Origin of the sequence: Streptomyces sp. 2131.1 (genome assembly GCF_900105515.1) — a bacterium.
In the GTDB taxonomy this organism is placed as follows: domain Bacteria; phylum Actinomycetota; class Actinomycetes; order Streptomycetales; family Streptomycetaceae; genus Streptomyces; species Streptomyces drozdowiczii.
In genome coordinates this window covers 3,332,861-3,358,388 of the sequence record NZ_FNSY01000001.1, presented here as the reverse complement: position 1 = coordinate 3,358,388, position 25,528 = coordinate 3,332,861, and the positions used below count along the sequence as shown (strand labels likewise).

Sequence of the window (25,528 nt, the reverse complement as noted above, 5' to 3'; positions counted from 1 at the left end):
CAAGACCCGGCCACCCGTCGCCGCTGACCACAAAATGCATGGCAGGAAGGTGCGTTCGCGGATGCGGGGGCGCTTAAGCGGCGCCCATGGGCGGGGCGCGATGCTGTGCCCCGACAGCCCCGCCGAGGGACATCCCCCGCGCCCTCGGCGGGGCTTTCCGAGGGAGGCACCGCGATGGCCATCACCGAAACCGGCGGCGACCGTACCGCCCCGCCCGCGTCCGCGCGCACCGGCGGACCGAGCCGCCGCGTGCGGTTCGGTTACGCCTCGGGTTCGCTCGTCACGGGCACCTTCACCACGCTTCCGGGGCTCCTCCTGCTCCCGTACCTCACCGACACGCTCGGTGTCGGCGCCGCGCTGGCCGGGGCGGTCGTCTTCCTGCCGAAGGCGTGGGACGTCGTCCTCAACCCGTTCGTCGGCCGCGCCAGCGACCGCACGCGCACCCGCTGGGGCTCCCGCCGCCCGTACGTGCTGTGGGGCGGGCTCGTCATGGCCCTGGGCTTCGCGCTGACCTTCGCGGGCCCGCTGCCCGGCGCGGCCGGAGCCTGGTTCACCGCCGCCGGCTACCTGCTCACCGCGACCGCCTTCGCCTTCTTCCAGGTCCCGTACGTGGCCATGCCCGCCGAACTCGCGGACCGCGAGGAGGACCGGATGCGCCTGGTCGCGGGCCGGGTCGCGGTGATCGGCGTGGCGGCCCTGGTCACGGGCGCCGCCGCCCCGGCCCTGGTGGACGCGGGCGGCGGCGGCCTGGCGGGCCACCGGTACGCGGGGGCGTTCGGCGCGGTGGTGGTGGCGCTGGGCGCGGTGTGGGTGTTCGCGGGAACCCGTACGGCGGGCGGGGCACCGCGCGTCGCGGCCGACGGCCCCGCCCTCCGCGAGCAGTTCGCCGCCGCCCGGGCCAACCCGCCCTTCATGGCGCTGCTGCGCTGCGTGGTCCTCCAGTCCGTCGCCACCGGCGTCCTCCTCGCGGGCGCCCCGTACTTCGCCGACCACGTGCTGCACGACTCGTCCGGGGTCGGCCCGCTGGTGGCCGCGTTCGTCGCGCCGAACCTGCTGACGATGCCGCTGTGGTCCCGGCTGCGCGGCCCGCGCGGATACGCCCTGGCCTCCGCGCTGTTCATCGCGGGCTGCCTGCTCTTCCTCGCCTCGCCGGTGCTGCCGCAGGGCGCGGTCCTGGTCACGATGGCGCTCGCCGGCACCGGCCACGCGGGCCAGCTGCTCTTCCTGTACGCGATGCTGCCGGACTGCGTCGCGCGGGACACGGCCCGGACCGGCCGCCGCCAAGGGGGCGTGCTGTCGGGGGTGTTCACGACGGCGGAGGGTCTGGGCGTGGCCGTCGGCCCGTTCCTCTACGGCCTGGTCCTCCAGCTCACCGGTTATGTCTCCTCCGGCACCGGTGACGCGGCCGCCCAGTCCCTCACCGCCCGCGTCGGCATCCTGGCCGGCTTCGGCGCCCTCCCGGCCCTGGCCGCCGTCGCGGCGGTCCTCCTGCTCCGCGCGTACGACCGTCCGGGCCGCCCCTAACCAGTCCCCCTAGGGCGTGAACACGGGTAGGCGCGCCCGCACCCCCGCAGCATGATGGGCACGGCCGTGACGCGCGCATCGGGGGGTGGGTTCCGTGACGTACACGCGAGACCGGTACACCACGCAGGTCGGCTTCGGCCCGGAGGTGCGCGAGCTGATCACCCGGGCCCTGGCGCCCCGGGAGCCCGACCTCGTCGTCCGGGCGGGGACCTACGTCGTCGACCCGCCGTTCTTCGGCAACGGGGACATCGGCCGGGTCGCCGTCTGCGGTGCCGTCAACGACCTCGCGGCCACCGGCGCCGACCCCCGCCACCTGGCCCTCGGCATCGTGCTGGAGGCCGGGCTCCCGCTCGACCTGGTCCACAGGCTCACCGCGTCCATCCGGGACGCCGCCGCCGAGGCCGGGGTCACCGTCGCCGCCGTGGACACCCAGGTCGTCCGCGCCGGTGAGGCCGACCGGGTCTACGTCACCGCCACCGCGTTCGGCGACCGCCGGGGGCCCGCGCTGGCCCCGGACCGCGTCCGCCCGGGCGACCGGATCGTGGTGACGGGCCCCCTCGGCGACCACGCGGCCCACCTGGTCTCCCTGCGCGACGGCCTCGGCTACGAGCACCACGTGCCCAGCGACTGCGCCCCCCTCACGGGCCTCCTGCGCGAGGTCCGCGACGGCCTCCACCACGCCCGCCCCGTCGGAGCCGGCGGCCTCGCGGAGACCCTGCGCCTGACCGCCGCCGCCCGCCGGCTCACCCTGCGCGTCGACGAGTCCGCGCTGCCCGTCAGCTACGAGGCCCGGGTCGCCCTGGCCACCCGGGGCCTCGCCCCCCTGGACGCGGCGTGCGCGGGGAGCCTGTGCCTGTTCGTCCCCCCGGAACGCACGGACACCGTGCTCGCCGCGCTCCACGCCCGCCCCGAGGGCCGGCACGCCGCCGTGGTCGGCGAGGTGACGGCGGACCCCCTGGGCGACGTCGAGTACGTCACCCCGGACGGCCCCACCACCCGGACACCGAGCGCGGGACCGCCCCCCGAACGCCTCTTCTGACCCCCGGTCACCGCTGCTCGGCCACCACCGGTGCCGCCGTCCCGTCGCGCCCCGCCACGACCGGGCGGCGCCGGATGATCAGGCCGGCGGTCGGGTTGGCCACGCCCCAGGCGGCGCCCTTGCAGATCAGCTCCTTGTAGAGCGCGGCGACCCGGCCCCTCAGTGAGGCCCGGACAGCGCGGTCGTCGGCGGTGACGTACTGGATCAGGCCGTCCTTGCGGCCCAGCGAGACGCACTGGTTGAAGTAGCGCAGCGGTGTGGACGGGACCTTGGCGCCGGTGAGCCGGGCCGCGATGGCGTCGGCCGCCTGCCAGGCGGTGGGGACGCCCGAGGCGCAGGACATCCGCAGCGGCTTGCCGCCGGGGCCCGCGACGAGGGCCGCGTCGCCGATCGCGTACACGTCGGGGTGCGAGACCGAGCGCATGGTTTCTTCGACCACGATCCGGCCGTTCTCGTCGGTCTCCAGCGCGGTGGCCTCCGCGAGCGGGTGGACCGCGAAACCCGCCGTCCAGACGGTGACCGCCGCCGGGAACGAGGTGCCGTCGGCCGTGGTGACGTGACCCGCCCCGACCTCCGCGACGGCGGTGTTCTCGTGGACCGTGATCCCGAGCCGGCCGAAGACCTTGCGGACGTGGGCGCGACCGTTGGGCGAGAGCCAGTCGCCGAGTTCACCGCGCGCGGCGAGGGCGATGTCGAGGTCCGGGCGGGCCTCCGCGAACTCGGTCGCGGCCTCCAGGCCGGTCAGTCCGCCGCCGACGACGAGGACGGACTGCCCGGGCGCGAGGGCGGCCAGCCTGTCGCGCAGCCGGAGCGCGCCGGGGCGGCTCGCGATCTCGTGGGCGTGCTCGGCGGTGCCCGGGACGCCGTGGGTGTTCCAGGCGCTGCCGAGGGCGTAGACGAGGCTGTCGTACGCCAGCTCCTCCTCGCCGTCCGCGCCCCGCACGGTGACGGCCCTGCGGTCGACGTCCACGGCGGTGACCCGGCCGACCTTCAGCTCCACACCGGTGCCGGCGAACATCTCGGAGAAGGGGCGGGGCTTGAGGTCCTGGCCCGCCGCGAGCTGGTGCATGCGGACGCGCTCGACGAAGTCGGGCTCCGCGTTGACGAGGGTGACCTGGACGTCCTCGGGACGCAGCCGCTTGGCGACGCGGCCCGCCGCGATGGCTCCGGCGTATCCGGCTCCGAGGACGATGATGCGGTGCTGCTGCATGTGCCTGCTCCTGTCTCGCGCGGGTTCGCCCCTACGGGGTGGTTTCTCGCCCCTTGAACCGGGCAGCCCGCGCTTTCCTGACAGAAGAAGAACGTGACCTGCGTCACAAAGCACTCAGAAGGCCGTGAGCAGCGGCTTTCCGTGTTCCATGGCCGCCCACTGCCGGGTCGCCCGCTCCAGCTTGTCCGGGTTGACCTGGTTGCGGAAGGAGGCGATGCCCTCGGGGGCGACCTCCACGCACATGACGCCGATGACCCGTCCGCCGACGGCCGCCACGACGGCGTGGGAGCCGTTGGCGGACGTCAGGTACAGGTCGACGGAACCGCCGGTCACCGCCGTCTTCGCCTTGCCCGGCTTGAGCAGGCCGCGCATGAACGTCGCGACCGCCTTCGCGCCCTCGAACGCCTTGGCACGGGCCGGCACCTTGCCGCCGCCGTCCCCGATGGAGATCGCGTCCGACGTCAGCAGTTCCACGAGCGGTTCGGTACGGCCGCCTGCGGCGGCGAGCAGGAACTCCTCGATGACCCGCCGGGCGGCGGCCTCGTCGACCTGGGTGCGCGTCCGGCCGTCGGCGATGTGCTTCCTCGCCCGGTGGTAGACCTGCTGCGCGGCTGACTCGCCGATGTCCAGGATCTCCGCGATCTCCCGGTGCGGGTAGCCGAACGCCTCGCGCAGCACGTAGACCGCCCGCTCGCTCGGCGTCAGCCGCTCCATGAGCGTGAGCACGGCGTACGAGACGGACTCGCGCTGTTCGGCCGTGTCGGCGGGGCCGAGCATGGCGTCCCCGGCGAGCAGCGGCTCGGGCAGCCACGCGCCCACGTACGTCTCGCGGCGGGCGCGGGCGGAGGTGAGCTGGTTGAGGCAGAGATTGGTGAGGACCTTGGTCAGCCAGGCCTCGGGGACCTCGATCCGCCGGACGTCGGCGGCCTGCCATCGCAGGTACGTGTCCTGCACGGCGTCCTCGGCCTCGCTCGCGGAGCCCAGCAGCCGGTAGGCGATGGCCTCCAGCCGGGGCCTGGCCGCCTCGAACCGGTCCACGTCCTGCACGGTCGGGGTCATGCCCGAATCCTAGTCGCGCCCGCGTTGTCAGTGGCCGCCCGTAGGGTGCCGGCATGGACTGGCAGTGCACCGGCCTCCGCTGGCCCGAGGACTCCGGCGGCCCCGCGCTCGGCTGGCGCAAGGGCACGCGTACGCGGTCGAGTCCGCTGTCGTACGGGACGGAGTTCGGCTTCCGGGCGGCCGGTGAGCGGCGCTGTTCCGGGGCGCGGGGCAACGCGTGCCCGGTGGCGGCCGTGGTCCCGGCGACGAGCACGGGCGGGCGGTGCGCGGAGTGCGGGCGGCTCGACCGGGCGCACTCGGTGGCCGCCGACACGATCCCGGACGACCCGCGCACGTACCGGGTGTACCTGGCGTGGTTCGGGCCCGGCATGGTGAAGGTCGGGATCACCGCCGAGGAGCGGGGCGCGGCGCGGCTGCGGGAGCAGGGGGCGGTGGTCTTCAGCTGGCTGGGACGGGGTCCGCTGATGGCGGCGCGCCGGGCCGAGGAGGTGCTGCGGGCGGCTCTCGGCGTCCCGGACCGAATCCCGTACGCGCGCAAGCGGGCGGTGCGGGCGGACCTGCCGGCGCCGGGGGAGCGGGCCGCCGAGGTGGCGGAGCTGTACGGGAAGGCGGCGGCCCTGGAGGGCGGCGGCTGGCCGGAGGCGCTGGAGCGGCTGCCGTTCGGGGCGGTGGACCACGCGGAAATCTTCGGTCTCGGGGCGGCGTCCGGACCGGTCCGCGCGGTGACCGGGCTGGTGGACGGTGGGGCGGTCGCGGGGCGGCTGGTCGCGGCGGCCGGGCCCGACCTGCACCTGGACACGGGCGCGCGGGGCCTCGTCGTCGTCGACACCCGGCTGATGACCGGCTGGGCGCTGACGGCGGCCGGCGCGGCCCCCGCCGGGGTCGGCGTGCCGACCGTCGCGGTGGGGGGCGGCGCGGCGCAGGACGGGCTGTTCTGAGATGGTCGGCCGTATGGGTGACGATCACGACGCCGTGGCGCGGTTCCGGCAGCGGCTCGGGCTGCCCGGGCTCATCGACGTACACACGCACTTCATGCCCGAGCGGGTGCTGCGCAAGGTCTGGGCGTACTTCGACTCGGCGGGCCCGCTGACCGGCCTGGAGTGGCCGATCACCTACCGGCACGAGGAGGACGAACGCCTCGCCCTGCTCCGCTCGTTCGGCGTCCTGCGCTTCACGTCGATGCTCTACCCGCACAAGCCGTCGATGGCCGCCTGGCTCAACGCCTGGGCCGCGGACTTCGCCGCCCGCACCCCGGACTGCCTGCACACCGCGACCTTCTTCCCCGAGCCGGACGCCGGGACATACGTCCGCGAGGCCGTCGAGGCCGGGGCCCGGGTCTTCAAGGCGCACCTCCAAGTCGGCGCGTACGACCCGAACGACCCGCTGCTCGACCCGGTCTGGGGCCTGCTCGCGGAGGCGGGCATCCCCGTCGTGACGCACTGCGGCTCGGGCCCGGCCCCCGGCAAGCACACAGGACCCGGCCCCATCGCCCGCGTCCTGGCCCGGCACCCCCGCCTCCCGCTGATCGTGGCCCACATGGGCATGCCGGAGTACGGGGAGTTCCTGACGCTCGCGGAGAGGTACCCGGAGGTCCGGCTCGACACGACGATGGCGTTCACCGACTTCACGGAGGACTTCATGCCGTTCCCGAAGGCGGAGCACCCCCGCCTCGCGGACCTCGGCGACCGCATCCTGCTGGGCACGGACTTCCCGAACATCCCGTACCCGTACGCCCACCAGCTCCACGCCCTGGAACGCCTGGACCTCGGCGACCCCTGGCTGCGCGCGGTCTGCCACGACAACGCGAAGGCGCTGTTCGGCGTCTGAGAACGCCGGCCCCGCTTTCTCAGGGAATTCACAGAAACGGGCAAGAAGACTCTCAGAGCCGTCTCGCAGGCTTGGCGTCATGACGACGACGACCTCGCCCCAGGGGCGTACCGAACTGCTCAGGCCGGACCGCACCCCCGTGCGGGTCCTGGTCGTGGACGACGAGGCCTCGCTCACGGAGCTGCTTTCGATGGCGCTCCGCTACGAGGGCTGGGAGGTGCGCAGCGTCGGTGACGGGGCGGGCGCGGTGCGGGCTGCCCGGGAGTTCCGGCCGGACGCGGTGATCCTCGACGTGATGCTGCCCGACATGGACGGGCTGGCCGTCCTCGGCAGGCTGCGCCGGGAGCTGTCCGACGTGCCGGTGCTGTTCCTGACCGCGCGGGACGCCGTGGAGGACCGGATCGCCGGGCTCACGGCGGGCGGCGACGACTACGTCACCAAGCCGTTCAGCCTGGAGGAGGTGGTGGCCCGGCTGCGCGGCCTGATCCGGCGCTCGGGCACGGCGACCGCGCGCAGCGAGTCGCAGCTCGTCGTGGGCGACCTGATGCTCGACGAGGACAGCCACGAGGTGAGCCGGGGCGGGAAGAACATCCACCTCACGGCCACCGAGTTCGAGCTGCTGCGGTTCCTGATGCGCAACCCGCGCCGGGTGCTCAGCAAGGCCCAGATCCTGGACCGCGTCTGGAACTACGACTTCGGCGGCCAGGCCAACGTGGTCGAGCTGTACATCTCCTACCTGCGCAAGAAGATCGACGCGGGCCGCACGCCCATGATCCACACCCGGCGCGGGGCGGGATACCTGATCAAGCCCGGTGAGTAGCGCCGTGCGCCCGGGACGGCCGTGGACCCTGCGCACCCGGCTGGTGGTCTCGGCGGTGACGCTGATCGCGGTGGTCGCAGCCGTGATCGGCTCGGTGACCGCGATCGCGTTCCACAGCTACATGTACGGGAAGCTCGACGACCAGCTGCGGGACATCGCGGTCCGGGCCCAGCGGGTGCCGGGCGCCCCGAGTCCGGGCGGCGGCCCCAAGGACCGTGACCCGCTGGGCTTCGTCGGCATGGGCGGCCAGCCCCTGGAGACGTTCGGCGCGCTGATCGAGCACGGGGCGGTCACCGACTCGGCCGTGGTGAAGGACGGCGGGTTCGACGCCGGCGAGAACACCGAACCGCTGAGCACCGCCCAGCGCGACGCCCTGACGTCGGCCGGTGTCACGGCGGACGACCACGCCCACGACGTCGACCTCCCCGGCCTGGGCGGCTACCGCGTACGGGCGGTGCCCGCGAGCGGCGGCGCCACGGTGCTGGTCGGCATCCCCACCACCGAGGTGAGCCGTGCGCTGGGCACCCTGATCCTGGTGGAGGTCTGCGTCACCGGCGCGGGGCTCGTCGCCGCCGGGATCGCGGGCGCGGCGATGGTCGGGGTCGCCCTGCGCCCGCTGCGCCGGGTGGCCGCGACGGCGACCCGGGTCTCCGAACTCCCCCTGCACAGCGGCGAGGTGGCTCTTTTCGAGCGGGTCCCGGACGCGGAGGCGGACCCGCGCACGGAGGTCGGGCAGGTCGGCGCGGCACTCAACCGGATGCTGGGCCACGTCGGTTCGGCCCTGGACGCCCGGCAGCGCAGCGAGACGCGGGTGCGCCGGTTCGTCGCGGACGCCAGCCACGAGCTGCGCACCCCGCTGGCCTCGATACGCGGCTACGCCGAACTCACCCGGCGCGGACGCGAGGAGCCGGGCCCGGACACCCGGCACGCCCTGGGCCGCATCGAGTCCGAGGCGCAGCGCATGACGGGCATGGTCGAGGACCTGCTCCTCCTCGCACGCCTGGACGCGGGCCGCCCGCTCTCGTACGAGAGCGCCGATCTCTCCCCGCTCGTCGTGGACGCGGTGAGCGACGCCCGCGCGGCGGACCGCACCGAACCCGCCCGCCACTGGCGCCTGGACCTCCCGGAGGTCCCCGCCACGGTCCGCGCCGACCCCACCCGCATCCACCAGGTCCTGGTCAGCCTCCTGGCCAATGCCCGCACCCACACCCCACCGGGCACCACGGTCACCGCCCGCGTCCTGGCCGGCCCCGCCCACCCCTGGGTCACCCTGGAGGTCCAGGACGACGGTCCCGGCATCCCCCCGGACCTCCTCCCCCACGTCTTCGAACGCTTCGCCCGGGGCGACGCCTCCCGCTCCCGCCACGCGGGCTCGACGGGCCTCGGCCTAGCGATCGTGCAGGCGGTGGTGACGGCCCACGGCGGCGTGGTGGAGGTGCGCTCGGTCCCGGGCGAGACGGTGTTCGCGGTACGGCTGCCGGCGGACCGGCCCCTGGCGGACCGGGGGGCCGCCGCGCGGGCGGTCACCGGGACGTGACCACGGACCGAGGAGGCGGTCGGAGGGGACGCCTCAGCTCCAGGGGAGCGTGAGCCAGGGGCTGGCCGGGTCCGTGGTCAGGGCGCGGTGGGTCGCGAGGGCGGTCTCGTACCACTCGCCGAACTCCTCCTCGTCGAAGTGGAGGCAGCGGCCGAGGATGTAGGCGGCCGAGAAGGCCTCCCACGAGCGGTAGTTGAGCTGGACGAGACGGCCGGCGCGGACCACGGCCGCCTCCGCCTCCGGCAGGGAGCAGAAACGGGCGGCGAGGCCCCAGCGGGCCATCCCGGAGGCGCGGCCGTAGTCCCAGGCCTCGACGCTCCGGACGAAGCCGCCCTCAGGCAGGAGGCCGTCGGCCCTGAACCGTGCCTCGTAACGGGCTATGCGGCCGATCAGCCGCTGCACGCCGGTCACCTGGCCCTCCAGCTCCGCGGGGCTGACGGTGTGGCCCTGGGTGACGCCGTCCGGGGTCAGGCGGGGTTCGGTGGCGGCCTCGATGCGCCGGCGCACCACCTTCGCGGCGGCCTCGCGCCAGTGGTCGACGTCGACGGGGCCGGCGAAGTCCAGGGCCATGGTCCGGCGCAGTTGCAGGACGAACTCCCAGACCTCGCTGACCATTCCGGCGCTCAGCAGCAGTTCCTGCATTCTCTGCCACTGCTCACGGGTGGTGACGCTCCACCAGCGTTCCAGCGTGTTCTTCTCGATGCGGTAGCCGGAACCGTGGTAGGCCATCGCGTTCCAGTACTGCCCGTTGCGCACGTTGATGTGTGCGCCGACCGCGAGCCCGAAGGCGACGGCCCCGCTCCGCGGCCCGCCCGTCTCCAAGGTGTGGACGGCGTCCCGGGCCAGCCCGGGCTCTTCGACGGAGGCCGAGTGGTGCTGCCACAGGGCGCGGCCCTCCGGCCCCGCCGGCAGGATGCCCTCGCACGGGCTGCCGGGGTTGACGACGAGGTAGGGCGGGTCGTTCTGCTCCCAGGCCTCCGCGAACCAGCCCAGGTCGTAGCTGTTGTAGACCGGGTCGGCGACGGGCGGCGGCAGCATCCCGCCGGTGTAGACGGCCAGGCACATGGTCCCGGTCTGCGGGTTCCAGTAGGGGTGGAAGCGGGTGTTGCCCGGGTTCGCGTCGACGTACGCCCGCGACTGCATCATGTACAGGTCCGCCCGGGCGACGAGGTCGTAGTACGCGGGCCAGTCGCCGCGCGCCTTCGCCTCGTACAGCCCCTTCTCGACCGCGCTCGGCGCCTGCCAGCCCTGCGCCGGGGCCGCCGGACCGGGCAGCACTCCTCCGTCGTCACCCGTTGTCAGACCCATGGGGAGATTTTAGAAGGCGGCCCGGCACGGCCGGCGGCGGCAGGGGGTCACGCGTCGAGATCCAGGACCATGTCCAGCGACCGCGCCCCGTCGCCCCCGGTGAAGGAACCGACCGCCCGGAACCCGTTCTTCTCGTAGTACCGGATGGCACGCGCGTTCTCGGCGAGCACGCCGCCGAACAGGATGACCCTCTTCCTGCCGAAGCGGCGCGCGACGTCCGCCACGAGGGGGAAGACCCGCGACCCCACGCCTCTGCCCTGGTGGTCGTCGGCCAGGGTGACACCGAAGCGGCAGTCGGTGGCCCCGAGACGGATACCGGCTTCCCGGTAGCGCGCGACGTCCCCGGCGACGACATCGAAGCTGAACTCCACCAGGCCGACGATCCTGCCCGACACCACGTCCTCCACCACGAGCCGCAGCTTGTCGTAGCGCGCGATGGCGTCGCACAACTCCGTCGCCGCCACGAGCCCGTACCCGTCGAAAGGACTAAGCCGCCTCGTCTCCCCCGACAGACCCCCCAGAAAGCCCGCCAGACCCTCCGCGTCACCGTGGACGAGCGGCCGGAACACCACGTCCGAACCGTCGTCGAGAGTCAGGCGACCTGTCAGAACCGACGGGTTCTCGGCGACTTCCGGCAGGGCGAGCATCACAGCACCTCCGTCGGCGCGGGTCCGGTGCACCAGCCTAGGGGTGATCTCCGAGCTGCGGCTCGTGGGTCACCGGCCGGTTCACAGACGGGCCACAGCGTCACCACACACCCGTGACAGCGGGGTTGGCGACTGTCGATGGCATGCGAACAGAGACTCCTTGGAGCACCTTGCCGGCCCGGGACCACCTCCTCGCCGGCGTGGGCGGTGCGGCGGGTGCGCCCGTGCTCGATGTGGTGGTACCCGTCTACAACGAGGAGAAGGACCTCGAACCGTGCGTGCTGCGGCTGCACGATCACCTGGCCCGCACCTTCCCGTACGCCTTCCGGATCACCGTCGCCGACAACGCCAGCACCGACCGCACGCCCGAGGTGGCGGAGCGGCTGGCGCGGTCGCTGCCGGGGGTGCGGTCGTTCCGGCTGGAGGAGAAGGGGCGCGGGCGGGCGCTGCGTACCGTCTGGAGCCACTCCGACGCGCCGGTGCTCGCGTACATGGACGTGGACCTGTCCACCGACCTCAACGCGCTGCTCCCGCTGGTCGCGCCGCTGATCTCGGGCCACTCGGACCTCGCCATCGGCTCCCGCCTCGCCCGCAGTTCGCGGGTCGTGCGGGGCACGAAGCGGGAGTTCATCTCGCGGGCGTACAACATCATCCTGCGTTCGTCGCTGGCCGCGCGGTTCAGTGACGCGCAGTGCGGGTTCAAGGCGATCCGCCGCGAGGTCGCGCAGCGCCTGCTGCCGATGGTCGAGGACACCGGCTGGTTCTTCGACACCGAGATGCTCGTGCTCGCCGAGCGGGCCGGGCTGCGCATCCACGAGGTGCCGGTCGACTGGGTCGACGATCCCGACTCCACGGTGCACATCGTGCGCACCGCCACCGAGGACCTGAAGGGCGTGTGGCGGGTGGGCCGGGCGCTGGCCGTCGGCGCGCTGCCGCTGGACCGGCTGGCGCGGCCCTTCGGGGACGACCCGCGCGACCGGGGGATCGGCGGGGTGCCGCGCGGACTGGCCCGGCAGCTGGTCGGCTTCTGCGTCGTGGGCGCCCTGTCCACGCTGTTCTACCTGGCGCTGTACTCCCTCTTCCGCATCGGCGTCGGCCCGCAGCTCGCCAACGGGGGCGCGCTCCTCGTCTCGGCCGTCGCCAACACGGCGGCGAACCGGAGGCTCACCTTCGGGGTACGCGGCAGAGGCGGCGCCGTCCGCCACCAGGCGCAGGGGCTCGTGGTGTTCGCCATCGGCCTCGCCCTGACCGCCGGTTCGCTGGCGGCCCTGGGCGCCGCGTCGGGCTCGCCCTCGCACACCACCGAACTCGCCGTGCTGATCGCGGCCAACCTCGCCGCGACGGTGCTGCGGTTCCTGCTGTTCCGCGCCTGGGTCTTCCCGGACCGCGACCGGGCGGCGGCGGACCCGGCAGCTGTTCCCGCACCGCCCACCGCCGAAACCATCCACGACCTCAGGGACGCCCGATGACGACGCTCGACCCCGCCTACGCGCCGGCCCGGCCGGACACGCCCCCGGGGCACGCGCGGGCCGGCACCTCCTTCCCCCGCCGCGTCTGGCGCGGCCGGGCCGGGGACGCCCCCTGGGTGCGGCCCGCCTTCCTCGCCCTGCTGCTTGCCATCACGCTGGCGTACTTCTGGAACCTCAGCGCCTCCGGCTACGCCAACTCCTTCTACTCCGCGGCCGTGCAGGCCGGCAGCCGGAGCTGGAAGGCGTTCTTCTTCGGTTCGCTGGACTCGGCCAACGCGATCACCGTCGACAAGCCCCCGGCCACCCTGTGGCCCATGGCCGTGTCCGTGCGCTTCTTCGGCCTCAGCTCGTGGGCGATCCTCGCCCCGCAGGTCCTGATGGGTGCGGCGACGGCCGGGGTGCTGTACGCGGCCGTGCGCCGCCGGTTCAGCGCCGCCGCCGGGCTGATCACCATGGCGGTGTTCGCGCTGACGCCCGTCGCCGCGCTGATGTTCCGCTTCAACAACCCGGACGCGCTGCTCGCGCTGCTGATGACCGTCACGGTCTACTGCGTGCTGCGCGCGATGGAGCACGGCCGTACGAAGTGGCTGGTGTGGGCGGGGATCGCGGTCGGACTGGCGTTCCTGTCCAAGACCCTCCAGGCGTTCCTGATCCTGCCGCCGCTCGCGGTGCTGTACGCGGTGTTCGCGCCGGTCTCCGTACGGAAGAGGTTCGGGCAGCTGGGCCTCTCCGCGCTCGCCACGGTCGTCGCGGGCGGCTGGTGGGTGGCGGTCGTCGAGCTGTGGCCCGCCTCCTCGCGCCCGTACATCGGCGGCTCGCAGAACAACTCGTTCCTGGAGCTGACCTTCGGCTACAACGGCCTCGGCCGGATCAACGGCGAGGAGACCGGCAGCGTCGGGGGCGGAGGCGGCGGCCGGGGCGGCGGCGGTCAGTGGGGCGAGACCGGCATCGGCCGGATGTTCAACTCCGAGATCGGGGCGCAGATCTCCTGGCTGCTGCCGGCCGCCCTGATCCTGCTCGTCGCGGGCATCTGGCTGACCTGGCGCGCGAAGAGGACGGACACCGCGCGGGCGGCGTTCCTCGCCTGGGGCAGCTCGCTGCTGATGACGGCGGCCGTGTTCAGCTTCATGGCCGGCATCTTCCACCAGTACTACACGGTGGCCCTGGCCCCCTACCTGGCCGCGCTGACCGGCATGGGCGCCACGGTCCTGTGGGAGGAACGGTCCCGCTGGTGGGCGGGCGCCGCGCTGGCCGCGACCGTCGCGGCGACGGCGCACTGGGCGTACGTCCTGCTGGGCCGCATCCCGGACTACCTGCCGTGGCTGCGGACGGCGGTGCTCGCCACCGGCCTCGTGGCGGCGGTGGGGCTGCTGCTCGCGGCGCGCCTGGGGCGCCGGCTGGCGCTGGCCGCGGTGGTGCTGGGCTTCGCCGCGTCGCTCGCCGGGCCGACGGCGTACACCGTGAGCACCCTGAACACGGGCCACCAGGGCTCGATCGTCACGGCCGGCCCGTCCTCGGGCGGCATGGGAGGCGGCCCCGGCGGCGGAGGCCGCGGCGGCGGCCCGGGCGGAGGCGGCCCCGGCGGCATGCAGCCCCCGGGCCAGGGCGGCACCAACCAGCAGGGCACCAACCAACAGGGAACGAACCAGCAAGGCACCGGCATGGGCCGGCCCCCCACCGGCACCCCGCCCGGCCAGGGAACGGGCCAGGGAACGGGCCAGGCCCCCGGCCAGAACCAGGGCCAGGCTCCCAGCGGGAACACCCGGCAAGGCGGCACCTTCCCCGGCACGGGCGAACGCGGCGGAGCCGGCGGCATGGGCGGCCTCCTCAACGGCGCGTCCGTCGGCTCCAAGGCCGAGGCGCTCCTGGAGAAGAACGCCGACGATTACACCTGGGCCGCGGCGGCCATCGGCTCGCAGAACGCGGCGAGCTACCAACTGGCCATCGAGAAGCCGGTCATGGCGATCGGCGGCTTCAACGGAAGCGACCCGTCCCCGACGCTCGCGCAGTTCGAGCAGTACGTCGAGGACGGCCGCATCCACTACTTCGTCTCGGGCGGCGGAATGGGTGGCGGCATGGGCGGCAGCGGAAGCGGCACCGCCTCCCAGATCTCCTCCTGGGTGGAGAAGAACTTCAAGGAGGTGACGGCGGGCAGCGCCACCTTCTACGACCTGACCCAGCCGAAGACGAGCAGCTGACGGCAGGAGAACTCAGCGCCGCAGCAACAGGTCGGCGACGACAGGGCGGTGGTCCGAGGCAAGCGTCTCGGCCACCGCCGCGCCGCGTACCCGGACCGTGTCCTTCGAAACGGCCACATAGTCGATCCGCTGCACCGGGTCCTGCGCCGGATAGGTCGGGCCGCCCGGTTCGATGTCGGTCAGCTCCTTCCACAGCGGGGCCAGCTCGGGCGCGGTCGGCGGGGCGTTGAAGTCGCCGAGCAGGATCTGCCGCACCGGCCGCCGCTCGGCCCGCTGGTCCTCCGCCATGATCCGCCGCGTGTCCGCGACCTGGGCGACGCGGACGGACGGGTCGGCCCGGTAGTCGAGGTGCGTGGCGTAGACGTGGACGGGGAGCCCGCGCACCTTCAGCACCACCTCGCCGAAGCCGGGCGCGGGCGCCGGGACCGGGTTCGGGTACTGCGTGGAGAGCCGGGTGAGGTCGTGGTTCTCGGCGCTCACGATCCGGTACCGGGAGAGCACGGCGACGCCGAACTCGCGCCTCGGATCACCTGGAACCACCGGGTCCAGGCTGTAGATCGGCGCGAAGGAGACATGCATCCGCAGCCGCCGGCCCAGCTCGGCCGCCAGGTCCCGCCACTCGCTGCGGTCACCCCAGCGGACGTCCACCTCCTGGAGCCCGATCACGTCCGCGTCCAGCGCGCGAAGGGCGGCCACCTGCCGGTCGAGGTCGAAGACGTTGTCCATGCCGGCCCCGGCATGGATGTTGTACGTGGCGACGCGCAGGGGCACCGAAGGACCGGGGCCGTGCCCCGCGGCCGTCGCGGGAGGCGCGAACGCCGCCCCCAGCAGACCTGCGGCCACCAGTACTTCCACCGTTCGACGACGCAGTGACATATCAATCCTGCTTCCGGGATCCGGGTCGGCATGGGCTGGGCGACCGGCACCGTACCCACGAAAGGTCGCTTGTACGCCCCAACGGGTCGGAACCCGAGCGGCGACCGCCCCGACCTGCTGGGCGTGCTGCTCTCCACGATCGGCATGGCCGCGGTCGTGTACGCGATCATCTCGGGCCCGGAGCACGGCTGGACGTCCGCCAGGGTGCTGCTGACCGCGTTCACCGGGGCCGCCGTCCCCACCGGCGGACTCCTGGCAGCCGTACTCCTGCGCCGGGCCGGGCGAGGACAATCAGCACAGGCCGATCCGGCCGCGACAGCGGCATAGCATCGGGCGGGACCTACCGGACCGTACGGCTCCGGTTTACGGGTACGCGGTACGGAGCCGGTCCGTCCGTGCCGCCGGCGAGACGAGGGAGTGCGCCATGGTGTCCGCGGCCGACCGCGTGAAGAACCCTGTCCGGACCAGCGTGTGGCTGAACACCCGGCCGCCCGCCCGCTCCCGGCGGGCGGACCAGCCGGCCGGGCTCGACCGGGAGCGGATCACCGCCGCCTCGGTCCGGCTGCTGGACGCCGAGGGACTGGCGAAGTTCTCCATGCGCCGGCTCGCCGCCGAGCTGAACGTCACCGCGATGTCCCTGTACTGGTACGTGGACACCAAGGACGACCTGCTGGAACTGGCCCTCGACGCGGTCTACAGCGAGATCGACCCGCCGCCCGCCGACGCGTCCTGGCAGGACCGGCTGCGCGCGGTGGCCGCCGCGTACCGGGGGCTGCTCGTCCGCCACCCCTGGGTCTCCCCGCTCGCGGGCAAGTTCCTCAACCTGGGCCCGCACTCGCTGCTGGTGACCCACACCATCCAGGACGTGATCCGGGCGACCGGCCTCCCCGTGGAGGGCCGCAGCGGCGCGCTCGCGGCGGTCTTCCAGTTCGTGTACGGATTCGGCACGGTCGAGGGCCAGTTCGCGCAGCGCAGCGCGGAGGCGGGGCTGACCCAGGACCAGTACTTCCGGCAGGCCATGTCGGCGATCCGGGAGCAGCCGGACCTCGACGAGTTCGTGGAGGACTCGCGGGACCTGATGGCCGCGCGCGGTGGCGTCGCCATCGAGGAGATGCGCGACCGGGACTTCACCTTCGCCCTCGACCTGCTGATCGCGGGCATCGACGCGATGCGTACGCGCGCTCAGTAGCCCCGCGCTCAGTACCCCCGCGCGGTGTCCACGGTGAGCGCCGGGACCCGGCCCGCCGTCAACTCCCGCATGCACGCGGTGAAGTCGGTGACGATGTCCTCGTCCGCGGTGATGCCCGCGGAGTGCGAGGTGACGACCGTACGGGGGAGCCGCCAGCACGGGTCGCCGGGCCCGGCCGGCTCGTCGGCCAGCACATCGAGCACCGCCCGCCCCACCGCCCCGGAGCGCAGCGCCGCGTCCAGCGCCCCCAGGTCCACCGTCGCGCCCCGCCCCACGTTGAGGAAGGTCGCCCCGCCCATCGCGGCGAACCGGTCCGCCCCGAAGTACCCGGCGGTCGCCCCGGTCAGCGGCAGCGCGGCGACCACCCAGCGGGCGTCCACGGGCTCGTCGCCCACGACCACCGCGTCGAAGCCGGGCGGCACCGGGCGCGGGGTGCGGGCGGCGGCCACGGTCCGGATGCCACAGGCCCGCAGCAGCGCGGCGACGGCCGAGCCGATGCGGCCGGTCCCGTGCACCACGGTGGTCTGCCCGGCGACGAGTTCGGAGTCGATACGGCGCCACTCGGCGCGGGCGTGCTGTGCGGCGAACTCCGGGACCGACTGGCACTCCGCGAGCACCCAGCCCAGCACGTACTGCGCGATCCGCTCGCCCATCCGGCCCACGGTCCGGGTCAGGAGTACGCCCTCCGGCCAGGGCCCGGACCGCAGCAGGGCGTCCGTGCCCGCGTTGACGCTGTGGAACCAGACCGGGTCCGCCCCGCGCACCGCATCGGGCAGCGAGGCGCCCACGTACACGAAGGGGCCCTCGACGGGGCCGCGCTCCACCGGCCGCCCGATGGCCGCCGCCAGCCCGCGCACGGTGGCGTCGGAGACCTCGGGCCCGGCGACGATCCGGGCCCGGCCGAGCAGGGCGGGGGAGATCACGGGGCGAGGTGGGCCGGGAAGCCGCCGGTGGCGACCGGGCCCCAGCGCTCCGGGGTGATCCGGATGATCGACTTGCCCTGCTTCAGCATCGCCGCCCGGTACTCGTCCCAGTCGGGGTGCTCGCCGGAGATGTTCCGGAAGTACTCGACGAGCGGCTCGACCGAGTCCGGCGCGTCGATGACCTCGGCGGACCCGTCGATCTGGACCCAGGGCCCGTTCCAGTCGTCGGAGAGCACGATCACACTGACCCGCTCGTCGCGCCTGGCGTTACGGGTCTTGGCGCGCTCGGGGTACGTGGAGACGACGATCCGGCCCGCGTCGTCGACGCCGCAGGTGAGCGGGGAGCCCTGGGGGCGGCCGTCGGCCCGGGTGGTCAGCAGGATCGCCCGGTGCCGGGGCCGTACGAAGTCCAGCAGTGCGTCGAGTTCCACGGCGGTGTTCGTTGCGATGTTGGGTGCCATGGAACCGACCATACGACTGCCCGCCGTCAGACGGCGGGCAGGGAATCGCCCTGCACGGCCTGGATGTCCAGCTCGACGCGGAGCGTGGTGCCGATCGCCGCGATGCCCGCCTGGACGACCTGGTTGTAGTTCATGGCGAAGTCCTCGCGGCGCAGTTCGGCCGTCGCGCTGAACGCCGCGCGCACCCCGCCCCACGGGTCGGGGCCGGTGCCGAGGTAGCTGAGGTCCAGGTCCACGGGGCGCTTCACCCCGCGCATGGTCAGCTCGCCGTGCACGGTCCAGCGGTCGGGCCCGGCCGGGGTCAGCCCGCTTGAGCGGTAGGTGATCTCGGGGAACCGCTCGGTGTCCAGGAAGTCGGGGGAGCGCAGGTGCTTGTCCCGCATGCCGTTGCCGGTGTCGATGCTCGCGGCGTCGATGACCGCCTCGACCCGGGAGCTTCCGAGGTCCTCGGAGATCTCGATGCGCCCGCCGAAGTCGGTGAACCGGCCGTGAACGCTGGAGATGCCCAGGTGCTGCGCGACCGCGCCCACCGAGGAGTGCGCCGGGTCCAGCGACCAGGCGCCCGGCGGCGGCAGCTCCACGCCACCCTGGCGGTTCAGCACCACCGTGCCGGCGTCGACCGTGCCGCTCGCCGTGACCAGGGCGGTGGAGGCGGCGGGGGCGTACCCGACGGCCGTCACGATCACCGTGTACGCGCCTGCGGACAGCCGGGTGTCGGCCCGTACCGCCCCGGCCTCGTCGGCGGCGGCCCGCAGCACCTGCGTGCCGGTCATGTCCGTGACCGTCACGACCGCGTGCTGGACGGCCCAGCCGTCCCGCGTCCGTACTTGTGCGCGAAGTCCCATCCCGTTCTCTCTCCTTGCTCTGACCCGCCCGCTCACCGGACAGGGTCGTCAATGAGTCGGGCCCCGGGGCGGGGGCGGCAGGCCGTCCCCTGCCTGCCGTCCCCGCCGCCGGGGCCCATTTCCACCGGCCGGTGCGGCGCCTCCGCTCGAAGAGCGCCGCCCCCGCCAGGGGTTCTGATGCGGGCCGGGGGTTCTACCCCGTACCCCTCGGGTTACTCGCCCGGGTGGACGAGCTCGATGTCGTGCCCGTCGACCCCGTGACCGGCCACCGTCAGGGCACCGGCCACCGGCGGGTAGCCGGTCGCGATGACCGTGTACTCGCCCGCGTCCAGGTCGGCGAAGGCGTACGCCCCGTCCTCCCCGGTCGTCGAGTTGGCGACCACGTTCCCTGCCGCGTCGACCAGTGTGACCCGGGCGTCCGGCAGCGGGCGCCGGCTCGCACCGGCCCGCACGACGCCCTGGACCAGCGCACCCGCTTGGAGGGCGACCTCGACCCGGGTGACGCCCTGGCCGCCGATCTCCACCGGGAGGGCCAGCGGGCGGAAACCGGCCGCGTTGACCGCGACGGTGACCGCGCCGGGGACCAGCTCGCCGAAGGTGAAGTCGCCCGTCTCGGCGGACTTCCCGGTGGCCAGCACGTCGCCGCGGACATCGGTGACGATGACCATGGCGTCCGCGACCGGCGTACCGGTCTCGGCGGCACGCACGGTGCCGGCCAGGCCGCTCGTACCGGAGAGCAGGATGTCGTACGCCAGCGGCTCGTCGCCGACGACCACGGTGGACGCCTGCGGCTGGAAGCCGTCGGCGGACGCGATCAGCACGTACGAACCGGCGCCCGGGGCGTCCAGTGCGTACCCGCCGTCGGCCTGCGCCGCGGCGATGCCCAGCTGCCGGCCGCCGAGCGAGATCAGCGTGACGGCGGCGCGGGTGACGGGTGCGCCCTCGGCGCCGCGGACCACGCCGCGGACGGGGGTGCCGCCCTTGCCGAAGTCCACCGGTGCGTCGGCCGGGACCGTCGGGGCCTCGGCGGTGTCGACCGCGGTGACCCCGGCGGCGCCCTCCGCGACGGCCTCGACCGCGCCGGCGGGAACCTCGGCAGGCGCCTCGGCCGGAGCCTGGGCGTCGTTGCCGGCCCGGGTCTTCAGCGCGACCTCCTTGATGAACAGCGTGATCAGGAAGGCGAGCAGCGCGGCCGGAGCGGCGTACAGGAAGACGTCACCGACGCCGTGTCCGTAGGCGGCCTCGACGACCGTACGGAACGGGGCGGGCAGCTTGTCCAGGTCGGGGATGCCCCCGCCGCCGGTGCCGCCGTGGCCCAGGGCCGCGCCCTGGGGACCGAGGTCCGCGAGGCCGTCCTTGACGTAGTGGGTGACGCGGTTCGCCATGACGGCGCCCAGCGCGGAGACGCCGATCGCACCGCCGAGGGAACGGAAGAACGTGACGACGGAGCTGGCCGAACCGAGGTCGGACGGGTCCACCTGGTTCTGCGTGGCGAGCACCAGGTTCTGCATCATCATGCCGATGCCGAGACCCATCACGAACATGAAGACGGCGATGTGCCAGTACGTCGTGTCGTAGCGGATCGTGCCGAGCATCCCGAGTCCGGCGGTGAGCAGGAAGCCACCGCTGACGAGCCAGGCCTTCCAGCGGCCGGTCTTGGTGATGATCTGGCCGGAGAGCGTCGAGGAGAGGAACAGCCCGCCGATCATCGGGATCGTCATGACGCCGGACATCGTCGGTGACTTGCCGCGCGCCAGCTGGAAGTACTGGCTGAAGAAGACGGTGCCGGCGAACATCGCGATACCGACGAACAGCGAGGCGAGCGAGGCGAGCGTGATGGTCCGGTTGCGGAAGAGCCGCAGCGGGATGATCGGCTCGCTGGCGCGGGACTCGGTGAAGACGAAGAGCAGCGCGAGGACCACGGAGCCCGCGAGCATCACGCCGGTCTGCCAGGACATCCAGTCGTACTTGTCGCCCGCGAAGGTGACCCACAGGAGCAGCAGCGAGACGGCGGCGCTGATGAAGAAGGCGCCGGTCCAGTCGACCTTGACCTCGCGCTTGACGACCGGGAGCTTCAGGGTCTTCTGGAGCACGATGAGGGCGATGACCGCGAAGGGCACACCCACGTAGAAGCACCAGCGCCAGCCCATCCAGCTGGTGTCGGTGATGACGCCGCCGAGCAGCGGGCCGCCGACGGTGGCGACGGCGAAGACCGCGCCGAGGTAACCGCTGTAACGGCCGCGCTCGCGCGGGGCGATCATGGCGGCCATGACGATCTGGGCGAGGGCGGAGAGACCGCCGACGCCGACGCCCTGCACCACGCGGCAGACGATCAGCATGCCTGCGCTGTTCGAGAGCCCGGCGACGACCGAGCCGCCGACGTAGATGACCAGGGCTATCTGGACCAGCAGCTTCTTGCTGAACAGGTCGGCGAGCTTGCCCCACAGCGGGGTGGTCGCCGTCATCGCAAGCAGCGAGGCGGTGACGACCCAGGTGTACGCGCTCTGGCCGCCGCCCAGGTCGGAGATGATCTCCGGCAGGGCGTTGGAGACGACGGTGGACGACAGGATGGCGACGAACATGCCGAGCAGCAGCCCGGTCAGCGCCTCCATGATCTGCCGGTGTGTCATCGGCGTGCCGGCGGAGGCGTCGTGCCCTCCGTGCTTGGCGTGGCCGCCCCGCACACCGGTTGGTGTGGTCGTAGCCATTTAAGTCCTTGTCTTTGCTTCTTTTACACGGGTGTACGGGTGTACGAGTCGTGGTCGGTGCCGGCCTGCCGGGAGCGGCACTCGCCGCTGTGCTTTCCGGCAGCGCACCCTCCGGTGCCGCGACAGGAGAAGCTGTCGCGCAGCCGGGCCAGCAACGTGTTGAGCTGTCCGACCTCGTCGTCGGACCAGTCCTGCAGATGGCAGGCGAACATCTCGGTCGACCGGCGGTAGAGGTCGTCGAGCACCCCTTCCCCCGCGGGGGTCAGCCGCAGGATGCGGGAGCGCTTGTCCGCCGGGTCCGGGAACCGTTCGATCCAGCCCCGTTCCGCTACGTGGGCGACGTGCCGGCTGGTCACCGACATGTCGACCGCGAGGAGCTCGGCCAGCCGGCTGATCCGCATCTCGCCGTGCCGGCTCAGCAGAGTCAGCACGGCGGCGGAGCCGCCCGGGCACTCGGCGGGGAGGATGCGGGCGAGACCCCTCTTGACGGCCCCGATGGCGCTCAGCTGCCGGGCCAGTTCTTCGTACTGACTCCGTGCGGCCACGGGACCCCCAGACATCTCACCGGTCATCTTGTTGCTTAGGGCAACCATAGAAGCCGTTGGTTGCTGCAGGCAAACGAAAAGGGGCTTGCGGGAGTAAAGGAACGCAAAAGGCTGCGTAGGGCGCTGGTCAAACCCGCAGGGTCTGCGGTAGGGGAGGGTCCGGTGTGGTTCGTGACACACGGGCGGGGGATCGGGAGGCGGCGCCCGGGGGTTGGGCCGTTCGCCCGAGTTCGCTAGGGTCCTGCGACATGGCACACAATCCCCACGCACCGCAGGGTCCCGAGGGTTCCTACGACCCGGCCGGCAGCACCCAGATGTTCCGCGCCTTCGTCGACGAGGGCGAGCCGCAGCGCGCGCAGCAGCCCGCAGCCGTCTCCTCCGGCCCGAGGACCGGCCTGATCGCCGGAATCGTCGCGGTCGTCGTCGTGCTCGGCGCGGTCGCCTGGCTCGCGCTCGGCTGACCTTCCGCTCCGCGTCCCGTTCCGGGCCGCGCCCACCCCTCATGCGCCGCCGCCCGCGCCGACCCGCGCGAGCGGCGGCGCCGTCGGTTCCGGGCCCGTCCGCGCGAGCGTCCCCGCCCCGGAACGCGGCACGGCCGCCGAGGCGGTGCCTCGGCGGCCCGCGGGGCCCGAGGGGCTTCAGTCCGCGATGAGCCCTTCCCGGAGCTGGGCGAGCGTGCGGGTCAGCAGGCGTGAGACGTGCATCTGCGAGATGCCGACCTCCTCGCCGATCTGGGACTGCGTCATGTTGGCGAAGAACCGCAGCATGATGATCTGCCGTTCGCGCGGCGGGAGTTTGGCCAGCAGCGGCTTGAGGGACTCGCGGTACTCGACGCCCTCCAGCGCCGTGTCCTCGTAACCGAGCCGGTCCGCCAGCGAGCCCTCGCCGCCGTCGTCCTCGGGGGCGGGCGAGTCCAGCGAGGAGGCGGTGTAGGCGTTGCCCACGGCCAGGCCGTCCACGACCTCCTCCTCGGAGACCCCGAGCGCCTTGGCCAGCTCAGGCACCGTCGGCGAGCGGTCGAGCTTCTGCGCGAGCTCGTCGCTGGTCCGCGTCAGGGCGAGCCGCAGCTCCTGGAGCCGGCGCGGCACCCGTACCGACCACGAGGTGTCGCGGAAGAACCGCTTGATCTCGCCGACGACGGTGGGCATCGCGAACGTCGGGAACTCGACGCCCCGTTCGCAGTCGAAGCGGTCGATCGCCTTGATCAGGCCGATCGTGCCGACCTGGACGATGTCCTCCATCGGCTCGTTGCGGCTGCGGAAGCGCGCGGCGGCGTACCGCACGAGCGGCAGGTTGAGCTCGATGAGCGTGTCCCGCACATAGGCACGCTCCGGGCTGTCGGTGCCGCCGGGCCCCGGCGCCGGCCCCAGCGCGGCGAGCCGCAGGAACAGGGAGCGGGAGAGCGTGCGGGTGTCGATGGCTTCCGGCGAGCTGGTGAGCGCAACGGGTGCGGGTTCGCTCTTGGTGAGCGTGAGCACCTTCGAGCTGCCCTGTTCTACGGACATGCCACCCCCTTGAGGTCGCGGACGGTCGCGGTGGCCACGACCATCGGAGGAACGCAGCCTCCACCTGAATACCGGAGCGGGGACTGCGGCAAACTCACTTCCCGCAGAATGTCACATGTCGGCAACACGCTGTAGTGACTTGTCGACAAGTCCAGGGGGAGTCTGCGCAGTTAACAAGGGGTGTGGGGCTTTTGGACCCCGGGAAACGCCTCGGGAACGGTCTACCCGTTTCGGTTACGCCTCGATCCTGTTTGCGGATCGGAGTCTGGCGAAACTTCGGGCCAGGAGCCTTGACACATGCATCTGCGAGACTCCCAGCTCGGCACTGATCTGGGACTGCGTCAGGTTGCTGTAGTACCGCAGCAGCAGGATCCGCTGCTCCCGCTCGGGCAGTTGTACGAGGAGGTGCCGGACCAGGTCCCGGTGCTCCACCCCCGCCAGCGCCGGGTCCTCGTAGCCGAGCCGGTCGAGCAGCCCGGGCAGTCCGTCGCCCTCCTGGGCGGCCTCCAGCGAGGTGGCGTGGTACGAGCGGCCGGCCTCGATGCAGGCCAGCACCTCGTCCTCGGAGATCTTCAGCCGCTCGGCGATCTCCGCGGTGGTGGGGGAGCGCCCGTGCGCGGTCGTCAGGTCCTCGGTGGCGCCGGTGACCTGCACCCAGAGCTCGTGCAGCCGGCGGGGTACGTGGACGGTGCGCACGTTGTCCCGGAAGTACCGCTTGATCTCGCCGACGACGGTGGGCATCGCGAACGTCGGGAACTGGACGCCCCGTTCGGGATCGAAGCGGTCGATCGCGTTGATCAGTCCGATGGTGCCGACCTGGACGACGTCCTCCATCGGCTCATTGCGGCTGCGGAACCGCGCGGCGGCGTACCGCACGAGGGGCAGGTTCGCCTCGATCAGCGCGGTGCGGACCCGGTGGTGCTCCGCGGTGCCCGGCTCCAGGTTCTTCAGCTGCCCGAACAGCACCTGGGTCAGCGCCCTGGTGTCGGCCGCCCGCGTCCTGGCCGGCGCGACCGTCTCGTCGGGGGTCTCGTGGACCGTCGTCTGCAACTGGCCCGGCGCGGGGGCGGCCGGTGCCGCCTGGTGGACCTGGGGAGGCACTTGAGGCGCTGTACTGGCCGGCACGGTGACGCCACCCCTTCGCGGTCAACTTCGGTACGCGGTCAACTTCGGTCAATCCATCCGTCAAAAGCGGTCATAGCATCACAAGACATGACCACTATGTGCAAGCACCCCATAGCGCCGTGTTGACCTCGACCGGGTTTAAACCGTCCGCCGGGCGTCCCACCGGGTCCCGGAACAAAGAAAAGCCCCTCACCGGCGTGGTGAGGGGCTCGCAGGGCCGAAGGCGTCAGAACGGGTAGTCGGCGATCACCCAGGTGGCGAACTCACGCCACTGACCGGCGGCCGCCTGATGGTCCGGGTGCTCGATGTACCGCTTCAGCGCGGCCTCATCGGCGACCGCGGAGTTGATGGCGAAGTCGTACGCGATCGGCCGGTCGGTGATGTTCCAGGCGCACTCCCAGAACTCCAGCTCCGGGACCTTCCCCTCCAGCGCCCGGAACGCCTCGGCGCCCGCGACGACCCGCGGATCGTCCCGCTCGACGCCGTCGTTCAGCTTGAAGAGGACCAGATGGCGGATCACGGCGGTACTCCTAGTTGACGAGCTCGGACATGAAGTCGCCGACGCTCTGCGCGGCGCTCGCTATGCCCTCGAACCCTACTTGCACCAGGTCCGCGGCCCGGGCGGGGGAGTTGATGATCGTGTAGAGCACGAAGACGACTATCAAGTAGAGAGCTATCTTCTTCGCTTGCACCATCGGCCCCTGACTCCCCTT

Annotated in this window: 24 protein-coding genes and 1 pseudogene; 11 read left to right on the top strand and 14 right to left on the bottom strand. The window is 73.0% G+C overall.

What is annotated here, in order from left to right; genetic code table 11:
- Nucleotides 1-174: 174 nt before the first annotated feature.
- A complete protein-coding gene (locus BLW14_RS15180) occupies nucleotides 175-1,524 on the top strand; it encodes an MFS transporter (protein WP_093707819.1) in 1,350 nt (449 codons plus the stop codon).
- Nucleotides 1,525-1,618: 94 nt separating this feature from the next.
- Nucleotides 1,619-2,563, top strand: a complete 945-nt coding sequence (locus tag BLW14_RS15175; protein WP_256332791.1) for an AIR synthase-related protein — start codon at nucleotides 1,619-1,621, stop codon at nucleotides 2,561-2,563.
- 7 nt (nucleotides 2,564-2,570) lie between these two features.
- Here BLW14_RS15175 and BLW14_RS15170 read toward each other — a convergent pair whose 3' ends face one another.
- Both BLW14_RS15170 and sigJ read right to left on the bottom strand, forming a co-directional pair.
- On the bottom strand, nucleotides 2,571-3,773 hold the full coding sequence (locus BLW14_RS15170; protein WP_093707817.1) for an NAD(P)/FAD-dependent oxidoreductase: 1,203 nt from the start codon (nucleotides 3,771-3,773) through the stop codon (nucleotides 2,571-2,573).
- Nucleotides 3,774-3,887: 114 nt separating this feature from the next.
- Complete coding sequence (sigJ, locus tag BLW14_RS15165; RefSeq protein ID WP_093707816.1) at nucleotides 3,888-4,832, bottom strand: RNA polymerase sigma factor SigJ; 945 nt, start codon at nucleotides 4,830-4,832, stop codon at nucleotides 3,888-3,890.
- A gap of 53 nt (nucleotides 4,833-4,885) precedes the next feature.
- Between sigJ and BLW14_RS15160 the strand changes: the two genes are divergently transcribed.
- From BLW14_RS15160 to BLW14_RS15145, 4 genes are all read left to right on the top strand, one after another.
- A complete protein-coding gene (locus BLW14_RS15160) occupies nucleotides 4,886-5,770 on the top strand; it encodes a DUF2797 domain-containing protein (RefSeq protein WP_093707815.1) in 885 nt (294 codons plus the stop codon).
- A 13-nt stretch (nucleotides 5,771-5,783) separates the two neighbouring features.
- Nucleotides 5,784-6,659: an amidohydrolase family protein gene (locus BLW14_RS15155; protein WP_256332790.1), complete on the top strand. Its 876-nt coding sequence runs from the start codon at nucleotides 5,784-5,786 to the stop codon at nucleotides 6,657-6,659.
- 79 nt (nucleotides 6,660-6,738) lie between these two features.
- On the top strand, nucleotides 6,739-7,479 hold the full coding sequence (locus BLW14_RS15150) for a response regulator transcription factor (RefSeq protein WP_093707813.1): 741 nt from the start codon (nucleotides 6,739-6,741) through the stop codon (nucleotides 7,477-7,479).
- Nucleotides 7,472-9,016, top strand: coding sequence for a sensor histidine kinase (locus BLW14_RS15145; protein ID WP_093707812.1), 1,545 nt, complete (start codon nucleotides 7,472-7,474; stop codon nucleotides 9,014-9,016). The genes BLW14_RS15150 and BLW14_RS15145 overlap by 8 nt, the downstream gene beginning before the upstream one ends.
- A gap of 33 nt (nucleotides 9,017-9,049) precedes the next feature.
- Here BLW14_RS15145 and BLW14_RS15140 read toward each other — a convergent pair whose 3' ends face one another.
- Together BLW14_RS15140 and BLW14_RS15135 are read right to left on the bottom strand one after the other, a co-directional pair.
- Nucleotides 9,050-10,324, bottom strand: coding sequence for a DUF1266 domain-containing protein (locus BLW14_RS15140; RefSeq protein WP_093707811.1), 1,275 nt, complete (start codon nucleotides 10,322-10,324; stop codon nucleotides 9,050-9,052).
- 47 nt (nucleotides 10,325-10,371) lie between these two features.
- A complete protein-coding gene (locus BLW14_RS15135) occupies nucleotides 10,372-10,971 on the bottom strand; it encodes a GNAT family N-acetyltransferase (protein ID WP_093707810.1) in 600 nt (199 codons plus the stop codon).
- 143 nt (nucleotides 10,972-11,114) lie between these two features.
- Here BLW14_RS15135 and BLW14_RS15130 point away from each other — a divergent pair, with 143 nt between their 5' ends.
- Together BLW14_RS15130 and BLW14_RS15125 are read left to right on the top strand one after the other, a co-directional pair.
- Nucleotides 11,115-12,440 carry a bifunctional glycosyltransferase family 2/GtrA family protein gene (locus BLW14_RS15130; RefSeq protein WP_093707809.1) on the top strand — a complete coding sequence of 442 codons (1,326 nt, stop codon included), beginning with the start codon at nucleotides 11,115-11,117 and terminating at the stop codon, nucleotides 12,438-12,440.
- On the top strand, nucleotides 12,437-14,638 hold the full coding sequence (locus BLW14_RS15125; protein WP_093707808.1) for an ArnT family glycosyltransferase: 2,202 nt from the start codon (nucleotides 12,437-12,439) through the stop codon (nucleotides 14,636-14,638). The genes BLW14_RS15130 and BLW14_RS15125 overlap by 4 nt, the downstream gene beginning before the upstream one ends.
- Nucleotides 14,639-14,650: 12 nt before the next feature.
- Here BLW14_RS15125 and BLW14_RS15120 read toward each other — a convergent pair whose 3' ends face one another.
- Nucleotides 14,651-15,514 carry an endonuclease/exonuclease/phosphatase family protein gene (locus tag BLW14_RS15120; protein WP_093707807.1) on the bottom strand — a complete coding sequence of 288 codons (864 nt, stop codon included), beginning with the start codon at nucleotides 15,512-15,514 and terminating at the stop codon, nucleotides 14,651-14,653.
- Nucleotides 15,515-15,592: 78 nt separating this feature from the next.
- Here BLW14_RS15120 and BLW14_RS33995 point away from each other — a divergent pair.
- Both BLW14_RS33995 and BLW14_RS15110 read left to right on the top strand, forming a co-directional pair.
- Nucleotides 15,593-15,769, top strand: a pseudogene (locus BLW14_RS33995) (MFS transporter); the annotation flags it as partial.
- A gap of 169 nt (nucleotides 15,770-15,938) precedes the next feature.
- Nucleotides 15,939-16,703 carry a TetR/AcrR family transcriptional regulator gene (locus tag BLW14_RS15110; RefSeq protein WP_093707805.1) on the top strand — a complete coding sequence of 255 codons (765 nt, stop codon included), beginning with the start codon at nucleotides 15,939-15,941 and terminating at the stop codon, nucleotides 16,701-16,703.
- Nucleotides 16,704-16,711: 8 nt separating this feature from the next.
- On the opposite strand, the gene BLW14_RS15105 is transcribed toward BLW14_RS15110, so the two are convergent.
- From BLW14_RS15105 to BLW14_RS15085, 5 genes are all read right to left on the bottom strand, one after another.
- Nucleotides 16,712-17,626, bottom strand: a complete 915-nt coding sequence (locus tag BLW14_RS15105; RefSeq protein ID WP_093707804.1) for an NAD(P)-dependent oxidoreductase — start codon at nucleotides 17,624-17,626, stop codon at nucleotides 16,712-16,714.
- Nucleotides 17,623-18,087 (bottom strand): PPOX class F420-dependent oxidoreductase, encoded by a 465-nt coding sequence (locus BLW14_RS15100; protein ID WP_093710734.1) that lies wholly within the window; start codon nucleotides 18,085-18,087, stop codon nucleotides 17,623-17,625. Before BLW14_RS15100 ends, BLW14_RS15105 begins: the two co-directional genes overlap by 4 nt.
- 26 nt (nucleotides 18,088-18,113) lie before the next feature.
- A complete protein-coding gene (locus BLW14_RS15095; RefSeq protein WP_093707803.1) occupies nucleotides 18,114-18,932 on the bottom strand; it encodes a YceI family protein in 819 nt (272 codons plus the stop codon).
- Nucleotides 18,933-19,144: 212 nt separating this feature from the next.
- Nucleotides 19,145-21,640, bottom strand: a complete 2,496-nt coding sequence (locus tag BLW14_RS15090) for an MFS transporter (RefSeq protein WP_093707802.1) — start codon at nucleotides 21,638-21,640, stop codon at nucleotides 19,145-19,147.
- A gap of 23 nt (nucleotides 21,641-21,663) precedes the next feature.
- Nucleotides 21,664-22,185, bottom strand: a complete 522-nt coding sequence (locus BLW14_RS15085; protein ID WP_093707801.1) for a MarR family winged helix-turn-helix transcriptional regulator — start codon at nucleotides 22,183-22,185, stop codon at nucleotides 21,664-21,666.
- Between the two features lie 248 nt (nucleotides 22,186-22,433).
- Here BLW14_RS15085 and BLW14_RS15080 point away from each other — a divergent pair, with 248 nt between their 5' ends.
- Nucleotides 22,434-22,646, top strand: a complete 213-nt coding sequence (locus BLW14_RS15080; RefSeq protein ID WP_093707800.1) for a hypothetical protein — start codon at nucleotides 22,434-22,436, stop codon at nucleotides 22,644-22,646.
- Between the two features lie 177 nt (nucleotides 22,647-22,823).
- Here BLW14_RS15080 and BLW14_RS15075 read toward each other — a convergent pair whose 3' ends face one another.
- The 4 genes from BLW14_RS15075 to BLW14_RS34495 form a co-directional block, all read right to left on the bottom strand.
- Nucleotides 22,824-23,690 carry an RNA polymerase sigma factor SigF gene (locus tag BLW14_RS15075; protein WP_018521941.1) on the bottom strand — a complete coding sequence of 289 codons (867 nt, stop codon included), beginning with the start codon at nucleotides 23,688-23,690 and terminating at the stop codon, nucleotides 22,824-22,826.
- A 234-nt stretch (nucleotides 23,691-23,924) separates the two neighbouring features.
- A complete protein-coding gene (locus tag BLW14_RS15070) occupies nucleotides 23,925-24,815 on the bottom strand; it encodes an RNA polymerase sigma factor SigF (RefSeq protein ID WP_093707799.1) in 891 nt (296 codons plus the stop codon).
- Nucleotides 24,816-25,041: 226 nt separating this feature from the next.
- Nucleotides 25,042-25,335, bottom strand: a complete 294-nt coding sequence (locus BLW14_RS15065) for a Dabb family protein (RefSeq protein WP_018521939.1) — start codon at nucleotides 25,333-25,335, stop codon at nucleotides 25,042-25,044.
- Nucleotides 25,336-25,345: 10 nt separating this feature from the next.
- Nucleotides 25,346-25,510: a hypothetical protein gene (locus BLW14_RS34495; RefSeq protein ID WP_018521938.1), complete on the bottom strand. Its 165-nt coding sequence runs from the start codon at nucleotides 25,508-25,510 to the stop codon at nucleotides 25,346-25,348.
- Between the last annotated feature and the right edge of the window lie 18 nt (nucleotides 25,511-25,528).

What these genes read in the sequence shown, in the direction of transcription:
- BLW14_RS15150 (WP_093707813.1), top strand. Translation starts at nt 6,739, where the DNA reads ATGACGACGACGACCTCGCCCCAGGGGCGTACCGAACTGCTCAGGCCG.
- BLW14_RS15170 (WP_093707817.1), bottom strand. Translation starts at nt 3,773, where the DNA reads ATGCAGCAGCACCGCATCATCGTCCTCGGAGCCGGATACGCCGGAGCC.
- BLW14_RS15100 (WP_093710734.1), bottom strand. Translation starts at nt 18,087, where the DNA reads ATGGCACCCAACATCGCAACGAACACCGCCGTGGAACTCGACGCACTG.
- BLW14_RS15140 (WP_093707811.1), bottom strand. Translation starts at nt 10,324, where the DNA reads ATGGGTCTGACAACGGGTGACGACGGAGGAGTGCTGCCCGGTCCGGCG.
- BLW14_RS34495 (WP_018521938.1), bottom strand. Translation starts at nt 25,510, where the DNA reads ATGGTGCAAGCGAAGAAGATAGCTCTCTACTTGATAGTCGTCTTCGTG.
- BLW14_RS15075 (WP_018521941.1), bottom strand. Translation starts at nt 23,690, where the DNA reads ATGTCCGTAGAACAGGGCAGCTCGAAGGTGCTCACGCTCACCAAGAGC.
- BLW14_RS15120 (WP_093707807.1), bottom strand. Translation starts at nt 15,514, where the DNA reads ATGTCACTGCGTCGTCGAACGGTGGAAGTACTGGTGGCCGCAGGTCTG.
- sigJ (WP_093707816.1), bottom strand. Translation starts at nt 4,832, where the DNA reads ATGACCCCGACCGTGCAGGACGTGGACCGGTTCGAGGCGGCCAGGCCC.
- BLW14_RS15090 (WP_093707802.1), bottom strand. Translation starts at nt 21,640, where the DNA reads ATGGCTACGACCACACCAACCGGTGTGCGGGGCGGCCACGCCAAGCAC.
- BLW14_RS15180 (WP_093707819.1), top strand. Translation starts at nt 175, where the DNA reads ATGGCCATCACCGAAACCGGCGGCGACCGTACCGCCCCGCCCGCGTCC.
- BLW14_RS15135 (WP_093707810.1), bottom strand. Translation starts at nt 10,971, where the DNA reads ATGCTCGCCCTGCCGGAAGTCGCCGAGAACCCGTCGGTTCTGACAGGT.
- BLW14_RS15155 (WP_256332790.1), top strand. Translation starts at nt 5,784, where the DNA reads ATGGGTGACGATCACGACGCCGTGGCGCGGTTCCGGCAGCGGCTCGGG.
- BLW14_RS15130 (WP_093707809.1), top strand. Translation starts at nt 11,115, where the DNA reads ATGCGAACAGAGACTCCTTGGAGCACCTTGCCGGCCCGGGACCACCTC.
- BLW14_RS15110 (WP_093707805.1), top strand. Translation starts at nt 15,939, where the DNA reads ATGGTGTCCGCGGCCGACCGCGTGAAGAACCCTGTCCGGACCAGCGTG.
- BLW14_RS15160 (WP_093707815.1), top strand. Translation starts at nt 4,886, where the DNA reads ATGGACTGGCAGTGCACCGGCCTCCGCTGGCCCGAGGACTCCGGCGGC.
- BLW14_RS15095 (WP_093707803.1), bottom strand. Translation starts at nt 18,932, where the DNA reads ATGGGACTTCGCGCACAAGTACGGACGCGGGACGGCTGGGCCGTCCAG.
- BLW14_RS15125 (WP_093707808.1), top strand. Translation starts at nt 12,437, where the DNA reads ATGACGACGCTCGACCCCGCCTACGCGCCGGCCCGGCCGGACACGCCC.
- BLW14_RS15080 (WP_093707800.1), top strand. Translation starts at nt 22,434, where the DNA reads ATGGCACACAATCCCCACGCACCGCAGGGTCCCGAGGGTTCCTACGAC.